The organism is Agarivorans sp. B2Z047, from assembly GCF_023373605.1.
GTDB classification, from domain to species: Bacteria; Pseudomonadota; Gammaproteobacteria; order Enterobacterales; family Celerinatantimonadaceae; genus Agarivorans; species Agarivorans albus.
This window is the reverse complement of the sequence record NZ_CP088080.1, coordinates 2,343,298-2,361,309: the sequence shown is the minus strand read 5'-3', so window position 1 is coordinate 2,361,309 and position 18,012 is coordinate 2,343,298. Positions and strand designations below refer to the sequence as shown.

Below are 18,012 nucleotides of genomic sequence, written 5' to 3'. Positions count from 1 at the left end.
AAGGCTTATAGAAAACCTAACAGCGCGCTAATGGTGACAATGCGGAACACATCTTCCATGCCTTGGCGGGCCTTATGCCAGCCGCTCTCTTCACGTGAAGGAATATACACAGTGTCGCCAGCGCGAATCACTGGCAACATGCCAAAGTCACCGGTTTTAGAGAACTCAAGTAAGTTGAAGGTGCGGGCTTGGTCTTTACAGCAAGACAAGTTAACTACGGTAATCTTTTCTGGGAAGCCATCGTTATCAACACCACCCGCTTCGGCTAACAAGTCTAATAGCGTCATGTCATCGTTAAAGCGGTAACGACCAGGCTTGTTCACCGAGCCAAGTACGCGCACGGTGCGCTCTTTTTTCTCCGACAACCAGCTACGGTCTTTTTCTGGAATGTAGATAGAATCACCAGGAACTACGTTTGGCAGTAAGGACTCATCACCGGTTTCAAAGTACATCGCTAAATCTAATTTAGACACACGAGAGTGTTTGCCATTGCGATGACTAATTCGCACATTGCTAATGTCTGCTTGCTCCGCTGGGCCATCGGCTGCTGCTAAAATGTCTAGGAAGTGCATGCTAGGGTCAAAACGGTAGCGACCAGGTGCAACTACTTGACCAAATACGTAGATAGAATCTTCTGAACGCTGACGCACCCATTGTGACTTGTTGTCGCTTGGATCATCTGGCAACTGCGGCACCATAATAGTGGTACCCGCGACTATGCGTGGCATGCTGTTATTGCTAATTTCGCCGTTTAGGTAAGCGTTTAAGTCAAAGTTAACCGAACGAGTATTACCGTTTGAATCGCTAAACAACACGGTGATTTTAGCCATATCGGCATTCGGTTTAGGGCCACCTGCATGAGCTAACAAATCCATAAGGTTCATCTCGTTTGCCCATTCAAAACGACCAGGACGATTAACTTCACCCATCACCTTCACCGCGCGATTAGGCGATACTTTAGTCCACGACTTTTCATTTAAATCGGTTTTCTCTGGGATAAAAATCGCATCACCAGCGGCTATTTCGGGAAGTTGAGAAATTCGACCTTCGGTAAACGATTGCAAGTCAAAACGCTCTACCGAACCATTACTACGAATCACACGAATTTGGCGAGTTTCGGCAAAACGGGTTGGGCCACCAGAGTTAGCTAGCACATCTAAAAAGCCAGCAGATTTATTACCTTCGTAAGCACCGGGCTTAAATACTTCACCCATTACATAAACGGTGTTGGCGCCCGCTTTAATCTCTTCTTCTTGCTTAGGTACAAAAATAGTGGTGCCAGCGCTTAAACGGGGCATCATCTGGCTATCGCCGGTATCTAAATAGCGTTTTAAATTAAATAGTTGCGGATCACCGTTGATGATAACGCGAATCTGTTCAACACTGGCGTAGCGAGTCACACCACCCGCTCGCATGAGCATATCAACTAAGGAGGCAGACTCTTTAAAGGAAAAACTACCAGGGTTATATACTTCACCAAATACTTTTACTGCGGTGCGATCTTCAGCGGCATCGCCTTTATCGTTTAAGGCTTTTGGGTCAAAGTCTACTGCTACATTACCAATTTTAGGTGAGGCAGGAACAAACAATACATCTAAAGACTCAAGCTCTGGCAGTACACTTAAATCGCCAGAATCTAAGTAGCGTTTATAGTTAAATACTTGTGTTTCATCTAAGCTCTCGCGGCGCAGTTGCATGCGGTCTAATTGCGCACCAGAACGTAAGCCACCTGCCGCTTGAATCGCCATTTGCACACCAGCACCTTGTGCCAACACCACTTCGCCAGGTTGGCCAACAAAGCCCAGCACACTAATGCGAATACGGCGCTCTTCTAACAATACTTTTAGGCCAGCAAGGTCACGGTAAGCTTTCGACAATTCGCGCTTAATCTTTTCTTGCATTTGCGCTTCGGTAAAGCCCGACACCATGATTGGGCCAACTTCTGGCAAAATTAAACGGCCGTTGCGCCCTACTTCAAAGTTCTTATCAAGCGAAGCTTCTCCAGGGAGAATAATTCTTACTACATCACCCGCTTGCACTTGTGGTTTAGCTGCGTGGGCTTGTGCGCTAAATACAATACTTAATACAAAACCAAACAACATCCATGCTGCCACTATGTACTTACACAATTTAAAGAATTTCATGACAAGCTCCTTATTTAACACGCAAAGCGTGCTGAGCGAGGATGTTGCTGTCAGCATCAATAACACTGATGGTAACGCGGCGGTTAGAATGGCGAACAGCATCGCTGTTACCTTCTAAATAGGGTTGAGAGTCGGCTACGGCAGCCACTTCGATTAGCTGCTGGTTCATGCCAAGTTCGGTCATAAACTCGGCTACGGCCTGGGCGCGGGCTAAAGATAAACGCTGTTTGTAATTGTCATCGCCCTTGCTATCGCTATGCCCAGTGATAATTAGCGATACCTTACTGGCTGCGATAATTGGCGTTAGATTACGAAGCTGATCTTGGTAAGCAGGCGTGAGCTCGCTAGAGTCAAAAGCAAATTGATTATTGCTGTTTAATGCATCGCTAATGCTTACCATTAATTGTGAAGACTGAATATGTCCTAAACGGTCGGTTTGGCAAGCACCACTCTCGGTTACGCGGTCCAAACGTTTTTCCAACATATTTAAAAAGTGCTGCTGAATTTCAATATCGTTGGCGGCATCAAAAGTTAGCCCACCTTCTAGTTCGCGCAAAATGCGCTGTTGTTGCATACGTGCTTGTGTAACCGATGCAGGGAAACAAAGCTCTGCTCCTTCAAGCACCAATAAATCTAATTGGTGTTTTACTAATACAGCTTCAAATTGCAGGCCATGTTCAGGGCCTAGCTCGCGAAGATCGGTAGTGCCAGTGTCACCGTCCATCCAAGCCAAGATAGCGTGTTGATGCTCGGCAAAACCACCGCGTCCTTGTTCTGGCCAGGCGGTACAAGCTGTGGTCATGGTTAACAATACGGGGATGATAATGCTACGCATAATAGGCTCCTGAGGCTCAGCTTAAGCGGCGATTGAAGGTAAAGTATCAGTGGTATGATTTTGGCTAGGTAGCGTATCAATCATGGTAATGATGTGGTCTACACGAAGCATAACCAGCAAATCTCGAGGCTGTTGTTGAGCGCCAAGTAACGCTAGTTGACCGCCTGCCGCATTAATGCGTTTAAACATAAATACCAAGGCGCCAATGCCAGATGCATCTAAAAACTCTACTTGGCTCATATTCACAATCACCAATTTGCTGGCTGCGTCGGCACAAATACCTTCGAAGGCTGCTTTATGCTCGGCGCAAGACTCAGCATCAAATGCGCCAACAATAGAAGCGGTAAGGTTTCCTTGGTTTGAAGTAGTTAGTTGCATTTTCATAATTCGCTCCATAATTCTTGATTTCAAGACTGATAAAGCGAGTTTTATGCCAAACAAAAAATATCCAATAAATACAAAAAGATAGAGATAAAAAAGAGTGGTAAGGAGGGTTTAAAAGCTAAGAAGTATTCTGATTTCGCAAATTGCAATTTGCGGGTGACTGCCAGCCTAGTAGTTAAACGCCCAAGCACTTGGCTTGGGCGTTTAATGGCACAAACAAGCTAGAGTTTAAATTGGCTAATCATAGTGCCTAACTCATGGTTAATTGCTGCAATGTTCTGAGTTTCACTACGCTGGCTTTGCCCTTCACTGTTTAGCTTTTCAACCATATCGTGAATTTGATGCATGCTCCGGTTAATTTCTTGAATCACAATGTTCTGCTCGCTGGCAGAGGTAGAAACCTGGCTATTAAGCTCATTAATTTGATGAATAAAATCACCCAATTTTTGCAAGCTGGTTGAGGTTTTATCCGCCTCTTCTACGGTATCTGAACAAGTATGTTCGGTGCTGCCTATCGACGATACCACCAAGCTGGCTTCTTGCTTAAGCTTGGCTAAGGCCTGCTCTATTTCGCTGGTGCTACTTTGAGTACGGCTTGCTAAGGCTCTCACCTCATCGGCCACTACCGCAAAGCCGCGACCTTGATCCCCTGCTCTTGCCGCTTCAATAGAAGCATTTAGTGCAAGCAAGTTGGTTTGCTCAGCAATACTACCAATCACCTCAACAATGTTTTGAATACTCGAAGTTTCGTTATTCATGTTCTCTACATTGCTAGAGGTTTCATGAATTTCACTGGCTAAGGCTTCAATTTTTTGTTGAGTAGATTTAATGGTTTGGACCGAGTCTTCGCCACTTTGATTAGCCTCGGTAGTGTATTTGGCTGCGGCTGAGGTATTGCCAGCCACTAACTCTGCGGTATTCGACAACTCTTCAATGGCAGCAACAATTTGTGTAGTCTCGTTGGTATGCTGCTGCAGAATGTCACTGCTACTTTTGCTGTGCTGGTCTAAGGTAACTATGCCTGAAGATAGCTTAGAGCGGGCAGCGTTTATTTCTAACAACATGGTTTGCAATTGAGCAATAAAGCCGTTGATACCCTTGGCAATAATGCCAATGTCATCATCAGTTTTAACTTCTAAACGCTGAGTTAAATCGCCACTACCTTGGCCGAGCTCGGTTACCAAGTTGCGTAACTTAATAATCGGTTGATAAAGCTGGTTTAACACAAACAGTAAAATTATCACCGACACCAAAGTTGCAGCTGCAATAATGCTGGCCATTTTGTAGCTTGTGGCTTTAAGCGGCGCAAAGGCTATTGCCTCGTCTACCGTAATCATTACGTACCACTCATCATCAACCAGTAGCTTCACTTGCTGGCTAACAAACAAGGTAGTTTGTCCATCTACCTCGGCAGTTTGTATTGCTTGCTCTTTGCCTATAAGGCTTTGGTAAACGCCGGCAAACACTTCAACATCGGCAATGTTGTCTTTCTGTTTTACTTGCTCATTAGTAGAGGCCAACACTAAGCCACTTTTATCTAATACCAAGCCCGTTGCTCCAGCTATTTCGCCTAACGAGCTCAACTGTTCTTGTAAGTGGTCAAAACGTAAATCGGCCATAATGATGCCATCTTTAATCGGATGCATTACCCCCATCATTGGCACACCATCACTACGAGTAAAAAACACGTCGCTTAGCGACAAGCCACTATTACGTTTAGCAGCTTGGTACCAAGGCCGTGTACGTGGGTCGTATTTGTCTAAGCGACCAACACCATTAGGAAACGACTCAGAAGCCCTAGAAACAAACGACGACCCATCATCAAAACCAATAATTACTTTATACACTCCACCTAAGCGGGCGGTATATTCGGTCATGGCTACATGGTTATCGCCAATATCCTTTTCCTGATAGAGCTTTGCTAACTGAGTTACTGCGTCGGTTGTACGCTGAAAAGAGGTTTCAATCTCTTGAGTTTTCTGGTCAATAGTATGATGAATATCACGAAGTAAACTATCGGTTATTTGATCTTTGATCAGTGTGTATGAGAGGTAACTTGTTACAAGTAGAGATAAAACAAGCATAGATGCCATTGCCGACAACAAGCTTGATTTAAAGCCAAAGCGATTCATCCTTTTCACCTTTTGTAATATTTTATAACTTAATGTATTACAAATAGGCAACGATTAATGTTAGGTACTTCAACAAAATTAAACTTCGCTTAGTTACTAACAAAAGGCTTCAAAAAAACACGCGTGAGTCACTAAATTGCACTAGGTTAACTGAACGAAATAAGCACAAAGCACTGCTTTAATAGCACTACCAACTTAAGAGCCTTAAGGCACAAAAACACGAAAAATCAGGAAAGAAACGCCCAGCCGATAAAGTGAGCGTAAAAGCTGTTTCAGTATCCTACAGCGCCTTTATCTAAGCGAACTATTAGGGTCTGTTGTTCTTTGATGTTGAAATTTTGTTCGAGATAAGCGGGCTTTAATCGCGGCTAGCACTTAGAAGCCTAGTGGGCTAAGCAAGAAGTGCTTAACAAAGAGTAAAGTTCGCTTATCCGAACCCTTCGGGCAGCATTTCATAGCCATTTATTCAGCGTTAGCGAGTGATGATTAAGCCCACTTAACTGCACACTCACTGCCTTGCCTAAACGGCTAATAAATTGCTGAAAAAACCATCATCAAAGATCAACAGACCCTAGCTAAAGCTATGAAGATTTTTTAACAAATTGCGCTGTTACCATCATGTCGCCAGCGCCATCTACTTTGCAATCTAACTGGTGATCTTTGCCATTGGCCATGCGTTTAATCACCGCTTTAGTGCCAATCTTTAGCACCAAAGAACTGCCTTTTACTTTAAGATCTTTAGCCAAAGTAACTTTATCCCCTTCGGCCAGCAAAGTGCCATTGGCATCCTTAACAATCACCTTCTCTGCTTCTGCAACTTCATCGGGGTTCCATTCAAAGGCGCATTCTGGGCAGATAAGCTGGCTTTGGTCTTGATAAACATATTCAGATTGGCAATTGGGGCAAGCGGGAAATGACATCTCTTTAAACTTCTTAAATTTTACTTAGCAAACATGATACTGATCGTGCGCGCCAAGAGCGAGTAAGTACTACCAACTTTATCGGAACTTCATTGCGCAACAACACTAAAATATTGATTACTTTGTTAAATACATTGCCATTTAACCAAACTGCTATACCCTAGAGAAAACATTTCGTTTTGTCATTTATCACCGATACCTGGCTTAGCGCTCATTTATTTGTTGAGACAGCCTAATGACAAAATTACGCCTATCCTACCAAACGGTTGAGTTTGGAAAAACCGATATACACCTGTGCACCTTACGCAATAGACAAGAGTTTCACGACCCAGCAGGCATTGCCGAAAAGCTCGGTATAAGCTCTGCCTCTTGGCCAATATTTGGTGTAGTTTGGCCATCAAGCTTTGTGCTCGCCCACTACATGGCCGACTATGACACAGGCACCAAAAGAATATTAGAAGTAGGCTGCGGTATCGGGCTCAGCAGTTTATTGTTAAACAAACAACTTGCCGATATTACCGCCACCGATTATCACCCCGAAGTTGAAACCTTTCTCAACAGAAATACCCAGCTAAATGGCGACAAAAGCATTAACTATGAAAGAGTTGGCTGGGCAGATGAACACGACACCCTAGGGCTGTTCGATGTGATAATTGGTAGCGATTTACTCTACGAGAATGAACATATAGACCAACTGGCTAACTTCATTAACGACCACTCAAAGCCTTCCAGCGAAGTAATTATTGTAGATCCAGGACGTGGCCGAAAAAGTAAGCTAAGCGCAAAAATGGTTGAATTTGGCTACACATCAAGCCATGCTAAACCCGTTCATACCGACTACATTGATGAAGTGTTTAAAGGGTATATTTTAACCTTTAAACGAGCGCAATAAGCAACAATCGCGTTGCGAAAGCTCAACGAGCCCTTAGAACACTTAAACAGCTAATTGCTTGTTCGAGACTAAACTAGAGCTCTAATGCGTTTTGCAGGCATGCCCCCAACAAGTGAATCTGGTTCAACGTTTTTTGTAACAACCGAGCCTGCTGCCACAACAGAACGAGCCCCAATAGTTACGCCTTGGCAAACAACAACATTGCCACCAATCCACACATCATCTAATTGGCAAAGACTTAACCTCCCATGTCCTACGACGCTGATAGTCTAAGGGGTGAGTTGGAGTATAAAACTGCGAATTTGGGCCAATAAGTACATTGTTACCAATTTTAACAGGAGCGTTGTCTAGCATCGTAACCCCCATATTAATATAGGTATTATCACCCACAGAAATGGTCTTGCCGTATTCACATAAAAAAGGCGGGCAAATAATACTGCCCTTACCTAGATGCGCTAATAGCTCAGCAACATAAGGTTTGGCAGCTTCAAACTGTCGTTGATTAATATGTTGGAGTAACTCAAATGCTTTATTTCTAATTTGTGCAAGTTCAGGACTATCAACATCAAACTCCCTCCCTAAGCACATATTCTCAAACTCGCTCATTGCACTTCCAATAGCTATTATCGGCTGTCCATTGTAGCAAAATGGAAAAATGAAAAGGTGGGACAAGCCACACCAATGCAGCTATGCGGCAGCTACGGTCAATGTGCTGCAGTTCAGCTATGGAGCAACATCAATTGATTTACTAGGTATTAATTGTAATGCAGAACAACAAACTGGCATTGCTTACTTCCGGCTTTTCTTGCCACTCTGCATGAGCCCGCATGATAGTGCTTCTTATAAGAGATATTGCTGATGTGTTTGGCAAAGCAGAGAGATCACTGGTTCCCTGATATTTTTGAGAGTGGCTAAGTTTACCATCTTCATATTTAAGCCAGCCTTCCCAGCCATGCGCTTGCGTATTATTTTGTTCGAAAATATCTAGCAGCTTTATTGCATCGGAGTAACCAACAACTAACTCATCCTCTGATTCGGATCTTTCTTTAATATCTTTCAAGCTATACATAATTGTGAAACTTAACGCTTTGCTAAGCGGCAACAAAATAGTTGGCAAAAATTAGCGATGAATGAGCAAAAGCCAACTGTTTTTTGTCCATTTAAGCAACTTGTTATGTGTATTATGTACACCACTCTGCGAGTACATCTGATGACGAGAAACCGTGCATCATAATTTGATTTGGATTTTCACCAAAACCCAAAGCAAATTCATTTTCATTGTCTAATGTTAGGAGCCAGCTACCTTTACTTTTTGCAATAGCCCAAATCTTAGAGTTTTTATACCTTTCAAAGTCACCATTTTTTGCACATGTAGATACAACCTGTGCTTCCACAGGAACTATGACACTTACCAATAAATCTTTAGACAGCGCTTTAACGAAGCCATCATAAGTTTCACCTTTTGGGGTAATGACTTGTGCATCTCTAGTTAGTGCTGCTTTAATTTTTGATAATGCTTCAGACTTATTCATACACATAACATTTGTATATTGCGCATGCGCGTTTACCTCATGAGACCAGTGAACACGCGCATACTTAATCCTTTGAATTTAGAGAAGAAACAACAATAAGGTTCAATACACTTTTGGGCAAAACGCGCATGCACAGTTAATAAACCTATTATCTAATTCAACACTAAGCTAAGTAACTGATACTACGCCTGAAATTTTCCACCTCAAGGATAAACGCGCAAAGATTAAACTTTTTATTTGGCAAAAATAGGAAGTTGCTTATCGGAGCAAAAAGCAACAGCCAACCAAACTTGCAGCTTAGTAATAAGAGCCAGCCTTTATTGCCCTTTTCCTGCTAATACTACCCACACCGTTTTAAGCAGTACGCTTATGTCTTGGTAGAGCCAAGAACTGCATTGACTAAGGCTTAGCGCGTAGCAATGATCATAAGCGAGCTTTTGTTTTACATCTTCAATTGAGCAATCATAGGCCAAGTTTACCTGCGCTAAACCGGTAATGCCGGGTTTTACACCCACTGTGCGTTCACTATAAAAAGGGATGGAGTTTTCTAGCGTTTGATAGAAAACTGGGCGCTCTGGTCGTGGCCCAACCAAAGACATTTCGCCTTTAAGTACATTGATGAGTTGTGGTAGTTCATCAATTCGGGTTTTACGTAAAAACCGCCCCACTCGAGTAATGCGTTTGTCTTGCTTTGCCGCCCAAACAGCACCAATGCCAGATTCGGCATCGGCTCGCATACTTCTAAACTTAAAAATGTCGAACAGCTGCACTACATTGTCAGACATCAAGCCTACTCGAGTTTGCTGGTAGAAAACCGGCCCTTTACTATCCAGCTTTATGGCTAGTGCCACCAAAGGAAATAAGGGACTAAATACCAGCAGCAATATCGTTGCCCCCAGCAGATCAAATAGCCTTTTACCCACTGCAACTAAGGGGCTTACAAAGCCACTTAAGTAGCGACGCTGTAGCTTTTTAAGAAGGTAATCTACACAGCCCATCATGCTGGAGAAGTGCCCTTCTACTAAATAATTTAGGCTGCCTATTGCGTTTGGTAGTTTTGCATTAGGCATAAAGCGCGGCAACATCGCTAAGCTGTAAGCCACAACCTGCAAAGCAAATAACACTGCAAATACTGCAGATTGCGCAGCTAACACCATGGCCCCAAAAAAGCTGGTGAGCATAAATACAGGGATGGTTACTCGTAAGGCTTTGCCAGAGAAGAAGGTAAAGGCCACCCCTTTAAAACGTGGTAGCAACATATGGCGAAGGCGAATAAGTTGCTGTAAATTGCCCGCACCAATGCGCTTTCTGCGGCTGCGGTCTTGGCTGTCGGCGGCGTGTTCGAGCTCTAAAGCGCGAATGTTTGGTTCGTAAACAGCCTTGTAGCCTTGGGCGACTATGTCCATTGGAATAACAAAGTCATCGTTAATGGTGTCGTCTGGCATTACTCTAAATAGAGACTTTTTAATCAAATAAAATGCGCCATGTGCGCCCAAAGGTGCGCCCATGTTTGCCTCACAACGTTTCACTTCGCGTTGGTAATTCCAGTAAGCCTGCTCACCTACCGAACCAGGGCTTAGTAGATGATAGTAACCACACACTACGCCAACTTGCGGTTGGCCAAAATGCTGAGCTGCAATTAACATTGCGTCTACCGAAATAAGCGCTGATACGTCAGACAATGCCACAATATCCGCTTTGCTTTGCGAAATGTGCTGGTTAAGCACCGCCACTTTGCCTTGGTTTTGCAGCTGTTCACATATCTCTATGGAAAAGCTGCAAAATGCTAAGTCTTCTAAACACGCTCTTGCAACGCTGGCGGTATCGTCACTGCAGCCATCGCATATCACTTTTATGCTTAAGCGATCTTCGGGGTAATCTAAGGTAGCGAGGTTAATCAGCTTTGCCGCAATGTAATCTTGCTCGTTATAAGCAGGAATAAGTAACTCTATGCTCGGCAATTGCTGATCTTGCTCGCGTTGGTGATATTTGCGCGCAACGCTTTGAATTTCATCCTCGGAATTTTGCGTTTTGTCTTTGCTCAAAAGCTTTAACAACAAAGGATATAAAGCGTGATGATAAACCACCAAGAACATTGCGATTAAGGTTACATAAATTAATGCGTTCATGATTATCCCCTTATAAGAAACGGTGGCGTAAGGCCGCGTAATTGCGTGCGGTAGTGCGTAAATCGCCCGACTGCTTAACAAATTGGCGTGGATTTCCGCTACTCGGTTTTTCGAGCTTTTTCTCTAAAGCTTGCGCCATAGCAAACGCAGAACCTGGCTCTACCACTGTGCCAGTGCGCGGGCACAAGGCTTCGGTAGAGGCGCCTACATTAGTCACCACAGCTGGCACCTCACAGGCTTGCGCTTCTAAAATAACCAGCGACAAGCCTTCAAAGTAAGATGGTAAACAAAACAAATCTAAACTTTGGTAAAAGCGCGGCATGCAATCTAGTGCGCCTAGAAAATGTACCCGATGACTAAGGTGCAAACTCTCTACTAATTGCTCTAAACCTTGGCGTTGGCTGCCGTCTCCGGCAAAGGCCAAGTGCACATCGGCAGGTAAAAATGGCAGCGCCTCAATTAATACGGCTTGACCTTTCTCTACTTCTAAACGCCCTGCACATCCAATTATTTGACAGTTATTAGGTAAACCTAAGGCCTCGCGAGCGATGAGTTTATTGCCGGGGGTAAAACTGTGAGTGTCGATACCATTTTTAATCACTTGCACGTTTTCGTCGGTAACACCTAAGGCAGTTTTTAGTTCACCGGCTACCAAATTGGCATCGGCCACTAGCATAGGTTTAACCCATTTAAGAATTGCACCTTGCAAAATGCGACGGCGCTGCTGGCGCAAATGCCAGGCGTCGTGCTCGGTATGAATAACTACTTTTACTCTGGCTAAACGGGCAGCAATGCCACCATAGATGAGCGGCCCAATGTGATGAGTGTGCACCACTGGCACCGCCCAACGGCGAAACAAGTTGGTAAGTTTCCACAGGGTTTTCCAGCTAAAGCCAGCTGGCTTGTTTAAAAACATTAGGCGGTCGGCAAAAGGAATCAAACGAGGCCATGCGGCTAACGCTTCTTCTTTGGTACCTTCTAAAGAAATAATTATGCCTTGTTCATGCGCTTCTTCCATGCGCTGTAGGTCAAGCGCCATGGTTTCGATGCCGCCAGGTTGTAAGTGTTGTACTACTTGGATCCAAATACTCATTGGGTCATCCTCTTTAATGCGATTCTTTAAGCGGCGGAATGCGGCTTAATACCGATACGCCTGCGATGTCTTCAATTTCTTTAATGGTGCGTAAGCTTGAGTCTGTAAGCTCGGCAATCACTGCTAAGCTAATTCCTAGGGCTATGCCTCCCACTAAACCAGCAACAACAAACATCCATAAAGGCAAGGTTGATGGGCCACTGGGAGTGTAAGGGCGGTCGATAATTTTGATCCGATCAGACTGTTCAAATACGCCAAGCGCACCGGTTACTTGCGCCATCTCATAGCGAGTGAGTAAATTTTCATACAGGCTACGCTTAACCCGCAGGTTACGATTTAGAATGCGCAACTGCTTCTCTTGTTCACCCACCGAGCCCACTTGGCGCTGTAAAGAAGACGCTAAACTGCGCAATTGCGAGACTTCTTCGGCCAATGCATCAACTCGTTGGCGGGCAATCATTAAAGCTTCAACCTGCACAATCAGCATTTCGCCATTAGATTCGGTAATAGAAATTTGCTGCTGCAATAAAGCCGAACTGTCGTGGTTACTTACTGCCGATTCGGGCTGCGCTAATACTTGAGCTCGTTCTTCTTCTAAATGGCGCAATACCCGTTTAACCGCGAGAACTTTTGAGTGACCTTCGGTGTAGCGTGACATCAAGGTGGCTAACTCGGCGCGGTTGAGCACTATTTGTTCTTCTAAACGAGTTAATACTGGGTTGGTGCGCGACAATTGTTGATCGATGCTACCTAAACTTTGTTTGGCACCCGCTAGCTCCGCTTCTCGTTCAATAAGGCGTTGGCGAACTTGCGATAAACGCTCAATGTTCGCAGAATGCTGCTCTGGTAATGCATCGGCATGTTGGGTGCGGTAAATTGCCAATGCTTCTTCGGCTTCTTCTAGCTCCATGCTGCTTAGGCTTAAGTGCTCTCGCAAAAAGCGCTCAGACTCTTTAATTGACGAACGCTCTGGCGCTAGCAATTGCTCTACAAAGTGCTTAGAAACGGTTTCTAATAACTGGCTCATGCCCTGAGGATTAGGCGATTTATAGTCGATGCGAATGAGATCTTTACCAACCTGACGAACGCTTAACGAAGCCGATAATCGATTAATCACTTGCTCTTTTTTGCTGGCGCTGTCGGTTTCAAACATCAAACCTTGTTCAATCGCCACTTCGCTTAAAACGTGGCGGCTGTGCAGCAGCGTAGTTAACGCTTCCATGCGCCCTTCCACGTTGGCCGACACGGCTAAGTCTTCCAGAAATGGGTTTAAGCTGGCGGTTTCTTGCACCAACATACTGGTATGCGAGGCATACTGTTTGTCGGTAAACATTGATACGAGTGCTCCCGCCACTGGCATCAGAAGTATTGGCAAGACAATTAGATAACGTCTGCGCCATAGCGCATCAACGATTAAATAAACTCTTGGTAATAATTCGCCCATTACATTCTCCACTTGATTCAAGTGTTGAATAGCGAATTTCATACCAAGATTTTTATTTATTAATAATCAGTAAGTTACATTAAATTTTACTTTGATAAAGGTGGTAAACTTGCATTTTGCAACTGCCACCTAGGCATGGCTGAATTAACAACTAAATTTGAGCGACTCAGCCTTAGAAAACTGTTGTGAGGTCCATACATCTTTAATTTGTGGCCAGCCCCAATCTGTCATCGCAACGCCTTGCAACACGTTTTGAAAACGCAAAGATTGCCAATGATGAAATAAAGGCAAACACCAATACTCACTTACTAAGGTATTGGCCAACGGCGTCATCTTGCTGAAGTAGTCTTGCAGTGCAGAGTTTTCACGAACGTCACTAAGCTGGGCTTGCATCCATTGCCAATTATCGCTGCCGACACAATGCTTAATAATCGGGTCGTTAAACAACCACCGAAACGCCGATGCTGGTCGGTTATCGTCTAAGTTGTAACTTGTCACTATCAGGTCTTGGCTTAACGTATTTTGGCTAGCAGCATGGTTTAAATCGGCATAGGAATACGCTGTTAGTTGAGTGCTTACGCCTACTTGATTAAGCAACTTGGCAATGGTTTCGGCGTACAATTGCAAATCATCATGTTGATAAAAGCCAATGCTAAGCTCGTTGGGTAGCGGGACGCTCTCTGCAGCCAAACTAAAACAATCTTGCCAAATGTCTAACAAACTAAAAGCAGGCTCTACGGCCATACTTTGTAAACTTTTTTCTGCCGCAAGCAAAAGCGCTTCGGGCTGCAAATAGCTTGATAGCCAGCGCCTTTGACTGTAGTTAAGCATTTGCCGTTGTTGATTAAACAGCAGATATTGGCAGCCAAATTCTAAACGTTGTTGTAGATGTTGAGGCTGGCTTTGATCATTGCTGGTAAAAGCGTATTGGCCCTCTTTTGCTGCCGAACTTTTAGCGACAAACCAAATGCTCACCTCGTCAGGCAAGGCGCGATAACCGTGGTAGCTAGCATTGGCTTGTAAATGGATCCGCTGACTATTGTGGGCAATTAACGTGAAGGGGCCAGAACCAACCACTTGCTTGCTGCTCTCCCCTGTTTGGCTAAGTTGCAAGGCTGGTTGAATGGCATACTTTGGGTCTGCCAGTAGTCCAGCAAACCCCTGGTCACCGCTGGCTAAGGTAAATTCTACCGTTAAGGCGTTAGCCGCCTTAACACCAGTGACATGGCTTAGTTCATGTTGATATTGGACATTACTTTGCAATGCATTAAACAAGTCGGCAACAGCATGGGCATCGACTACACTGCCATCGTGAAATTGCAGCTGTGGTCGCAAGTAAAAGCGATAAACCTTAAAGGACTCATCGCACTGCCAATGATGGGCTAAGTCTGCATGAATACTCCCATCGGCGTCGCATCTAACCAAATTAGCATACAGCTGGCGCAGCAAAAAACGCTCACTATTACGTAGCAACAAGTGAGGTAATACAGCCGAAAAAGGCCGCGAATAAGTTAGTTGCAAATTAAGAGAACCATCTCGATGGCTAGCACCAGAGGTAGCAATAAGTAGCCGGCCAAACCATTGTTGGTCATCGTCTAGCAGGGCTAACGCAGCGCTATAATCTCCAGAATCAATTTGTGCCTTAGCCAAATGTTGCTTTAGATCGGCTTCACTAAACAGCAGGCTCAAATGTGAGCGCTGGTTGCGACCAACACTTGGCTGCCAATTAAGCCACCCAAGCTCGGCCATGTGTTTTAACAAAGTTCGGGCATGTCGTGGGCTAGTGCTTACCGCTTCTGCAATATCGGCCAAAGCCAGCTTAACCGGCTCTTTGGTGCCAAACTTAGTAAGCTTTAAGTAGTACCTTAGTAATTTAATCGCCTGCAAAACCCTACCTCTTTTATCGTAGAAACTTCCTTATTTTAGCTTTGTTTAGAAAAAACCTCAGAAAAATGGGAGAAAAACTACATATAAAGACAATTTAGGGAAGTAAAAACCCAAAGACTATCTGTTTTTCATTCCGCTTAATGGGCGCAAAATAGCCTTGTGTTTAACAACAGCTCTTAGAGGAAAACAATGACTAGTTTAGAACTTAAAGCCAATCAGCAGCTTATGCACTATCGCAAAAACATAAACCATTTGAACAGCGCGCAAGTTAAAGACAAAGCCAGTGATAAGCTAGTGGCTGCAGCCTCTCCAGCCACCATGGCCAAACACACAAAACAACAGGCGTTGCATAGCCATAGCCCATTGGCTCAAGCTGCTCTGCAATCGATGTTGAGCTTATGCCAATGGGATGTATCTAATTTAAGTGATGAAGAGCTTAGCGAGCATTTTTAGCTTGCTAGCTTAAAGCGGCCAACATTACTTTCTTGCTGATTTGACAGCGCGTTTAAGCGCTGGCCTTCAGCAGCTAGGGTATCTAATGTTTGGCTGTTTTCTTTTGCTTGCTGAGCTAATAAAGCCATTTCCTTGGTGATACTGCTAGCACCTTCGCGCTGCTGCTCGGTAGCAGTACTAATGCTGTGAGACATATCCCTAAGTTGCTGAATATCTTCACCTACCTCTGAAATCGCCTCAGATAATTGATTATTTAAGCTTACGGTATCACCCATTTTGCTACGGCTTTCGTCCATCAACTCCATAGACGTGCTTGCTTGTTCTTCTAGGCGGGCCATTACTTTGGCAATTTGCTTCGTTTGCTCACCAGTGCGCATAGACAACAATCTTACTTCGTCGGCCACTACCGAAAACCCGCGGCCATACTCGCCTGCCCTTGCCGCTTCAATCGCTGCGTTTAACGCCAGCAAGTTGGTGGCATCGGCAATGGATTGGATAACTTCTAATACCGATTTAACGTCTTGCACATCGCTTAACAAACTCTCCATAGCCCCATGAGTACTGTAAATATGCTGCTGCAAGGCTTGAATAGTTTGCTGGTTTTGCTGCATAACGCTGGTACCGCTTTTTAAACGATTGTCTGCACTTTCCGTTTGATGGAAGGAATCACTAGCAATGGTGGCAATCTCTTGGCTGGCATTCGCCATTTGCGTAATGGCGCTACCAACGCTAGCTAAACTGGTATTCTGATGGTCGTTTTTGCCTTTAATTTCACCAGTTATATTGGCATTGCTATTAGCCATGGTTTCTAGTTCGTTAGTTACTTGAGCAATTTCGCTTAAAGAGCGGTTGGTATTCTCGGCAACTTCATTCACCCAGCCTGCTACTTTGGCAAATTCACCATTCCAGTGATGCTGCATATGTAAGGTAAAATCCCCTTTGGCCATGGCCTGTGTAACCTTAGCCAAATCATCTATCGGCCGTTTGATTAAACGGCTAATCGAAATACACGCAGCAACTGCAACCAATAAGGCTATAAAACCTGCAACGCTGGCGCTAATGCTTACCTTTGTCACCAGACTTTCTGCCTCGTTAACCATCGTATCGGTTTGGCTATCAATAGTGCTTACTAACTGCCTAAGTGCGGTAATTTGTTTTTCGATTTCGCTTTCTAACTCAGTACGTTTTAAGCCGACTTGCTGAATGTTTCGTTTGTTTTCAAGTATCCGTGATAACAAACCTTGAGGTTGCTGCACATGCTTAATAAAGAATGCCCAGTTACTTTGAATATCGGCGTGGCTGTTAATCGATTCCACTTCAAAGCTTAAATCTTCAAAGCAAGTGCTTAAGCGAGTAGTACTGGAGCGAATAGTTGCGAGTATTTTGTTCACCGCATTAGGATCGTTTACCGACACCAACTCAAATGCCTTAAGCTGAACGCGTTGCGAGGCGGCCATATACGTTCGGTAGATATCGCGAATATACTGATCTTCCAAGGCGTAAGGTTCAACCTGATACCCCATGTCGTTATACAGTTCGGTAGATTGCAAAATAAACTGATTAAATAATTTAGTCAGTTCGTCGGCTTCGCTATAGCTTTGTGATAACGCTTGGTATACCGCCACCAACTCCTTGTCTAACTGGTGCACCATAGACTTAGAAGCAGAGAAACTAGCGATAATAGACGTTTGTTGTTGAGCAGTTGAGCCGGCGATGGCTCGCTCTAATAAAGACTCTGTAGCATCGCGCTGTTGTTGCCAGCCTTGGTACAGATCATCCAATTGTTGTTGATTATTCGAGGTGAGAATAGCCAGAACCAAATGGTTCATTTTTAAGTATGCGGCTTCGACCTCAGAAGCATTTTGTAAGGCCACCAGAGATTGTGTTGCTAAGGTTTGGTTACGGCTTTGAATACTATTTAAGCCCACAACGGCAATAAGAATTGCTGTAACAAAGGTACTAGCGATAACCGCTACCACCGTAACCACCGTAACCACTTGTCGCGAAATAGACATTTTTCTCAAGCGATTGAAATAGTTAAATCGTTCTACCATGTTGTACCCCATAACCAACAATACTTTCCGTAGTGGTTATTGACGTTAACGAGGGTAAACATTTTCAGCAATAACAATTCGGCTATTTTATGGATAGGATCAACAATTGTTTC

General features: G+C 44.2%; 16 protein-coding genes. 2 read left to right on the top strand and 14 right to left on the bottom strand.

The genetic code is table 11. The annotated features are described in order from the left end of the window. Positions 1-5: 5 nt before the first annotated feature. From LQZ07_RS10945 to LQZ07_RS10925, 5 genes are all read right to left on the bottom strand, one after another. The gene (locus LQZ07_RS10945) at positions 6-2,144 is read right to left on the bottom strand and encodes an SLBB domain-containing protein (protein ID WP_152782274.1); all 2,139 of its coding nucleotides are present in this window, start codon (positions 2,142-2,144) and stop codon (positions 6-8) included. A 10-nt stretch (positions 2,145-2,154) separates the two neighbouring features. After that, positions 2,155-2,979, bottom strand: a complete 825-nt coding sequence (locus tag LQZ07_RS10940) for an OmpA family protein (protein WP_152782272.1) — start codon at positions 2,977-2,979, stop codon at positions 2,155-2,157. Positions 2,980-3,000: 21 nt separating this feature from the next. After that, positions 3,001-3,363, bottom strand: a complete 363-nt coding sequence (locus LQZ07_RS10935; RefSeq protein WP_194164127.1) for an STAS domain-containing protein — start codon at positions 3,361-3,363, stop codon at positions 3,001-3,003. A 221-nt stretch (positions 3,364-3,584) separates the two neighbouring features. Beyond that, a complete protein-coding gene (locus tag LQZ07_RS10930) occupies positions 3,585-5,495 on the bottom strand; it encodes a methyl-accepting chemotaxis protein (protein WP_152782262.1) in 1,911 nt (636 codons plus the stop codon). Positions 5,496-6,076: 581 nt separating this feature from the next. Continuing rightward, positions 6,077-6,415, bottom strand: coding sequence for a zinc ribbon domain-containing protein YjdM (locus LQZ07_RS10925; protein ID WP_152782260.1), 339 nt, complete (start codon positions 6,413-6,415; stop codon positions 6,077-6,079). 235 nt (positions 6,416-6,650) lie between these two features. On the opposite strand from LQZ07_RS10925, the gene LQZ07_RS10920 reads away from it, so the two are divergent. Then, the gene (locus LQZ07_RS10920) at positions 6,651-7,307 is read left to right on the top strand and encodes a methyltransferase (protein ID WP_152782259.1); all 657 of its coding nucleotides are present in this window, start codon (positions 6,651-6,653) and stop codon (positions 7,305-7,307) included. 68 nt (positions 7,308-7,375) lie between these two features. On the opposite strand, the gene LQZ07_RS24675 is transcribed toward LQZ07_RS10920, so the two are convergent. The 8 genes from LQZ07_RS24675 to LQZ07_RS10885 all read right to left on the bottom strand — a co-directional run bounded on the left by LQZ07_RS24675 (position 7,376) and on the right by LQZ07_RS10885 (position 15,392). Next, positions 7,376-7,525, bottom strand: coding sequence for a DapH/DapD/GlmU-related protein (locus tag LQZ07_RS24675; protein ID WP_368666391.1), 150 nt, complete (start codon positions 7,523-7,525; stop codon positions 7,376-7,378). A gap of 1 nt (position 7,526) precedes the next feature. Then, positions 7,527-7,913 (bottom strand): maltose acetyltransferase domain-containing protein, encoded by a 387-nt coding sequence (locus tag LQZ07_RS10915; RefSeq protein WP_368666390.1) that lies wholly within the window; start codon positions 7,911-7,913, stop codon positions 7,527-7,529. A gap of 142 nt (positions 7,914-8,055) precedes the next feature. Beyond that, positions 8,056-8,376 carry a hypothetical protein gene (locus LQZ07_RS10910; RefSeq protein ID WP_152782257.1) on the bottom strand — a complete coding sequence of 107 codons (321 nt, stop codon included), beginning with the start codon at positions 8,374-8,376 and terminating at the stop codon, positions 8,056-8,058. 112 nt (positions 8,377-8,488) lie between these two features. Further along, positions 8,489-8,839, bottom strand: a complete 351-nt coding sequence (locus LQZ07_RS10905) for a hypothetical protein (RefSeq protein WP_227981353.1) — start codon at positions 8,837-8,839, stop codon at positions 8,489-8,491. Positions 8,840-9,156: 317 nt separating this feature from the next. Next, a complete protein-coding gene (locus LQZ07_RS10900; RefSeq protein ID WP_152782254.1) occupies positions 9,157-10,968 on the bottom strand; it encodes a sugar transferase in 1,812 nt (603 codons plus the stop codon). 10 nt (positions 10,969-10,978) lie between these two features. Then, entirely contained in the window at positions 10,979-12,061 is a 1,083-nt protein-coding gene (locus tag LQZ07_RS10895; RefSeq protein WP_152782252.1) for a glycosyltransferase, read from the bottom strand. A 13-nt stretch (positions 12,062-12,074) separates the two neighbouring features. Next, complete coding sequence (locus LQZ07_RS10890; RefSeq protein WP_152782250.1) at positions 12,075-13,505, bottom strand: Wzz/FepE/Etk N-terminal domain-containing protein; 1,431 nt, start codon at positions 13,503-13,505, stop codon at positions 12,075-12,077. A 144-nt stretch (positions 13,506-13,649) separates the two neighbouring features. Beyond that, complete coding sequence (locus LQZ07_RS10885) at positions 13,650-15,392, bottom strand: SgrR family transcriptional regulator (RefSeq protein ID WP_152782248.1); 1,743 nt, start codon at positions 15,390-15,392, stop codon at positions 13,650-13,652. A 189-nt stretch (positions 15,393-15,581) separates the two neighbouring features. Here LQZ07_RS10885 and LQZ07_RS10880 point away from each other — a divergent pair, with 189 nt between their 5' ends. After that, the gene (locus tag LQZ07_RS10880; protein ID WP_016400576.1) at positions 15,582-15,845 is read left to right on the top strand and encodes a hypothetical protein; all 264 of its coding nucleotides are present in this window, start codon (positions 15,582-15,584) and stop codon (positions 15,843-15,845) included. Here the strand turns inward: LQZ07_RS10880 and LQZ07_RS10875 are convergent. Further along, complete coding sequence (locus LQZ07_RS10875) at positions 15,842-17,899, bottom strand: methyl-accepting chemotaxis protein (protein ID WP_194164126.1); 2,058 nt, start codon at positions 17,897-17,899, stop codon at positions 15,842-15,844. The two genes, LQZ07_RS10880 and LQZ07_RS10875, sit on opposite strands and share 4 nt — an antisense overlap. Between the last annotated feature and the right edge of the window lie 113 nt (positions 17,900-18,012).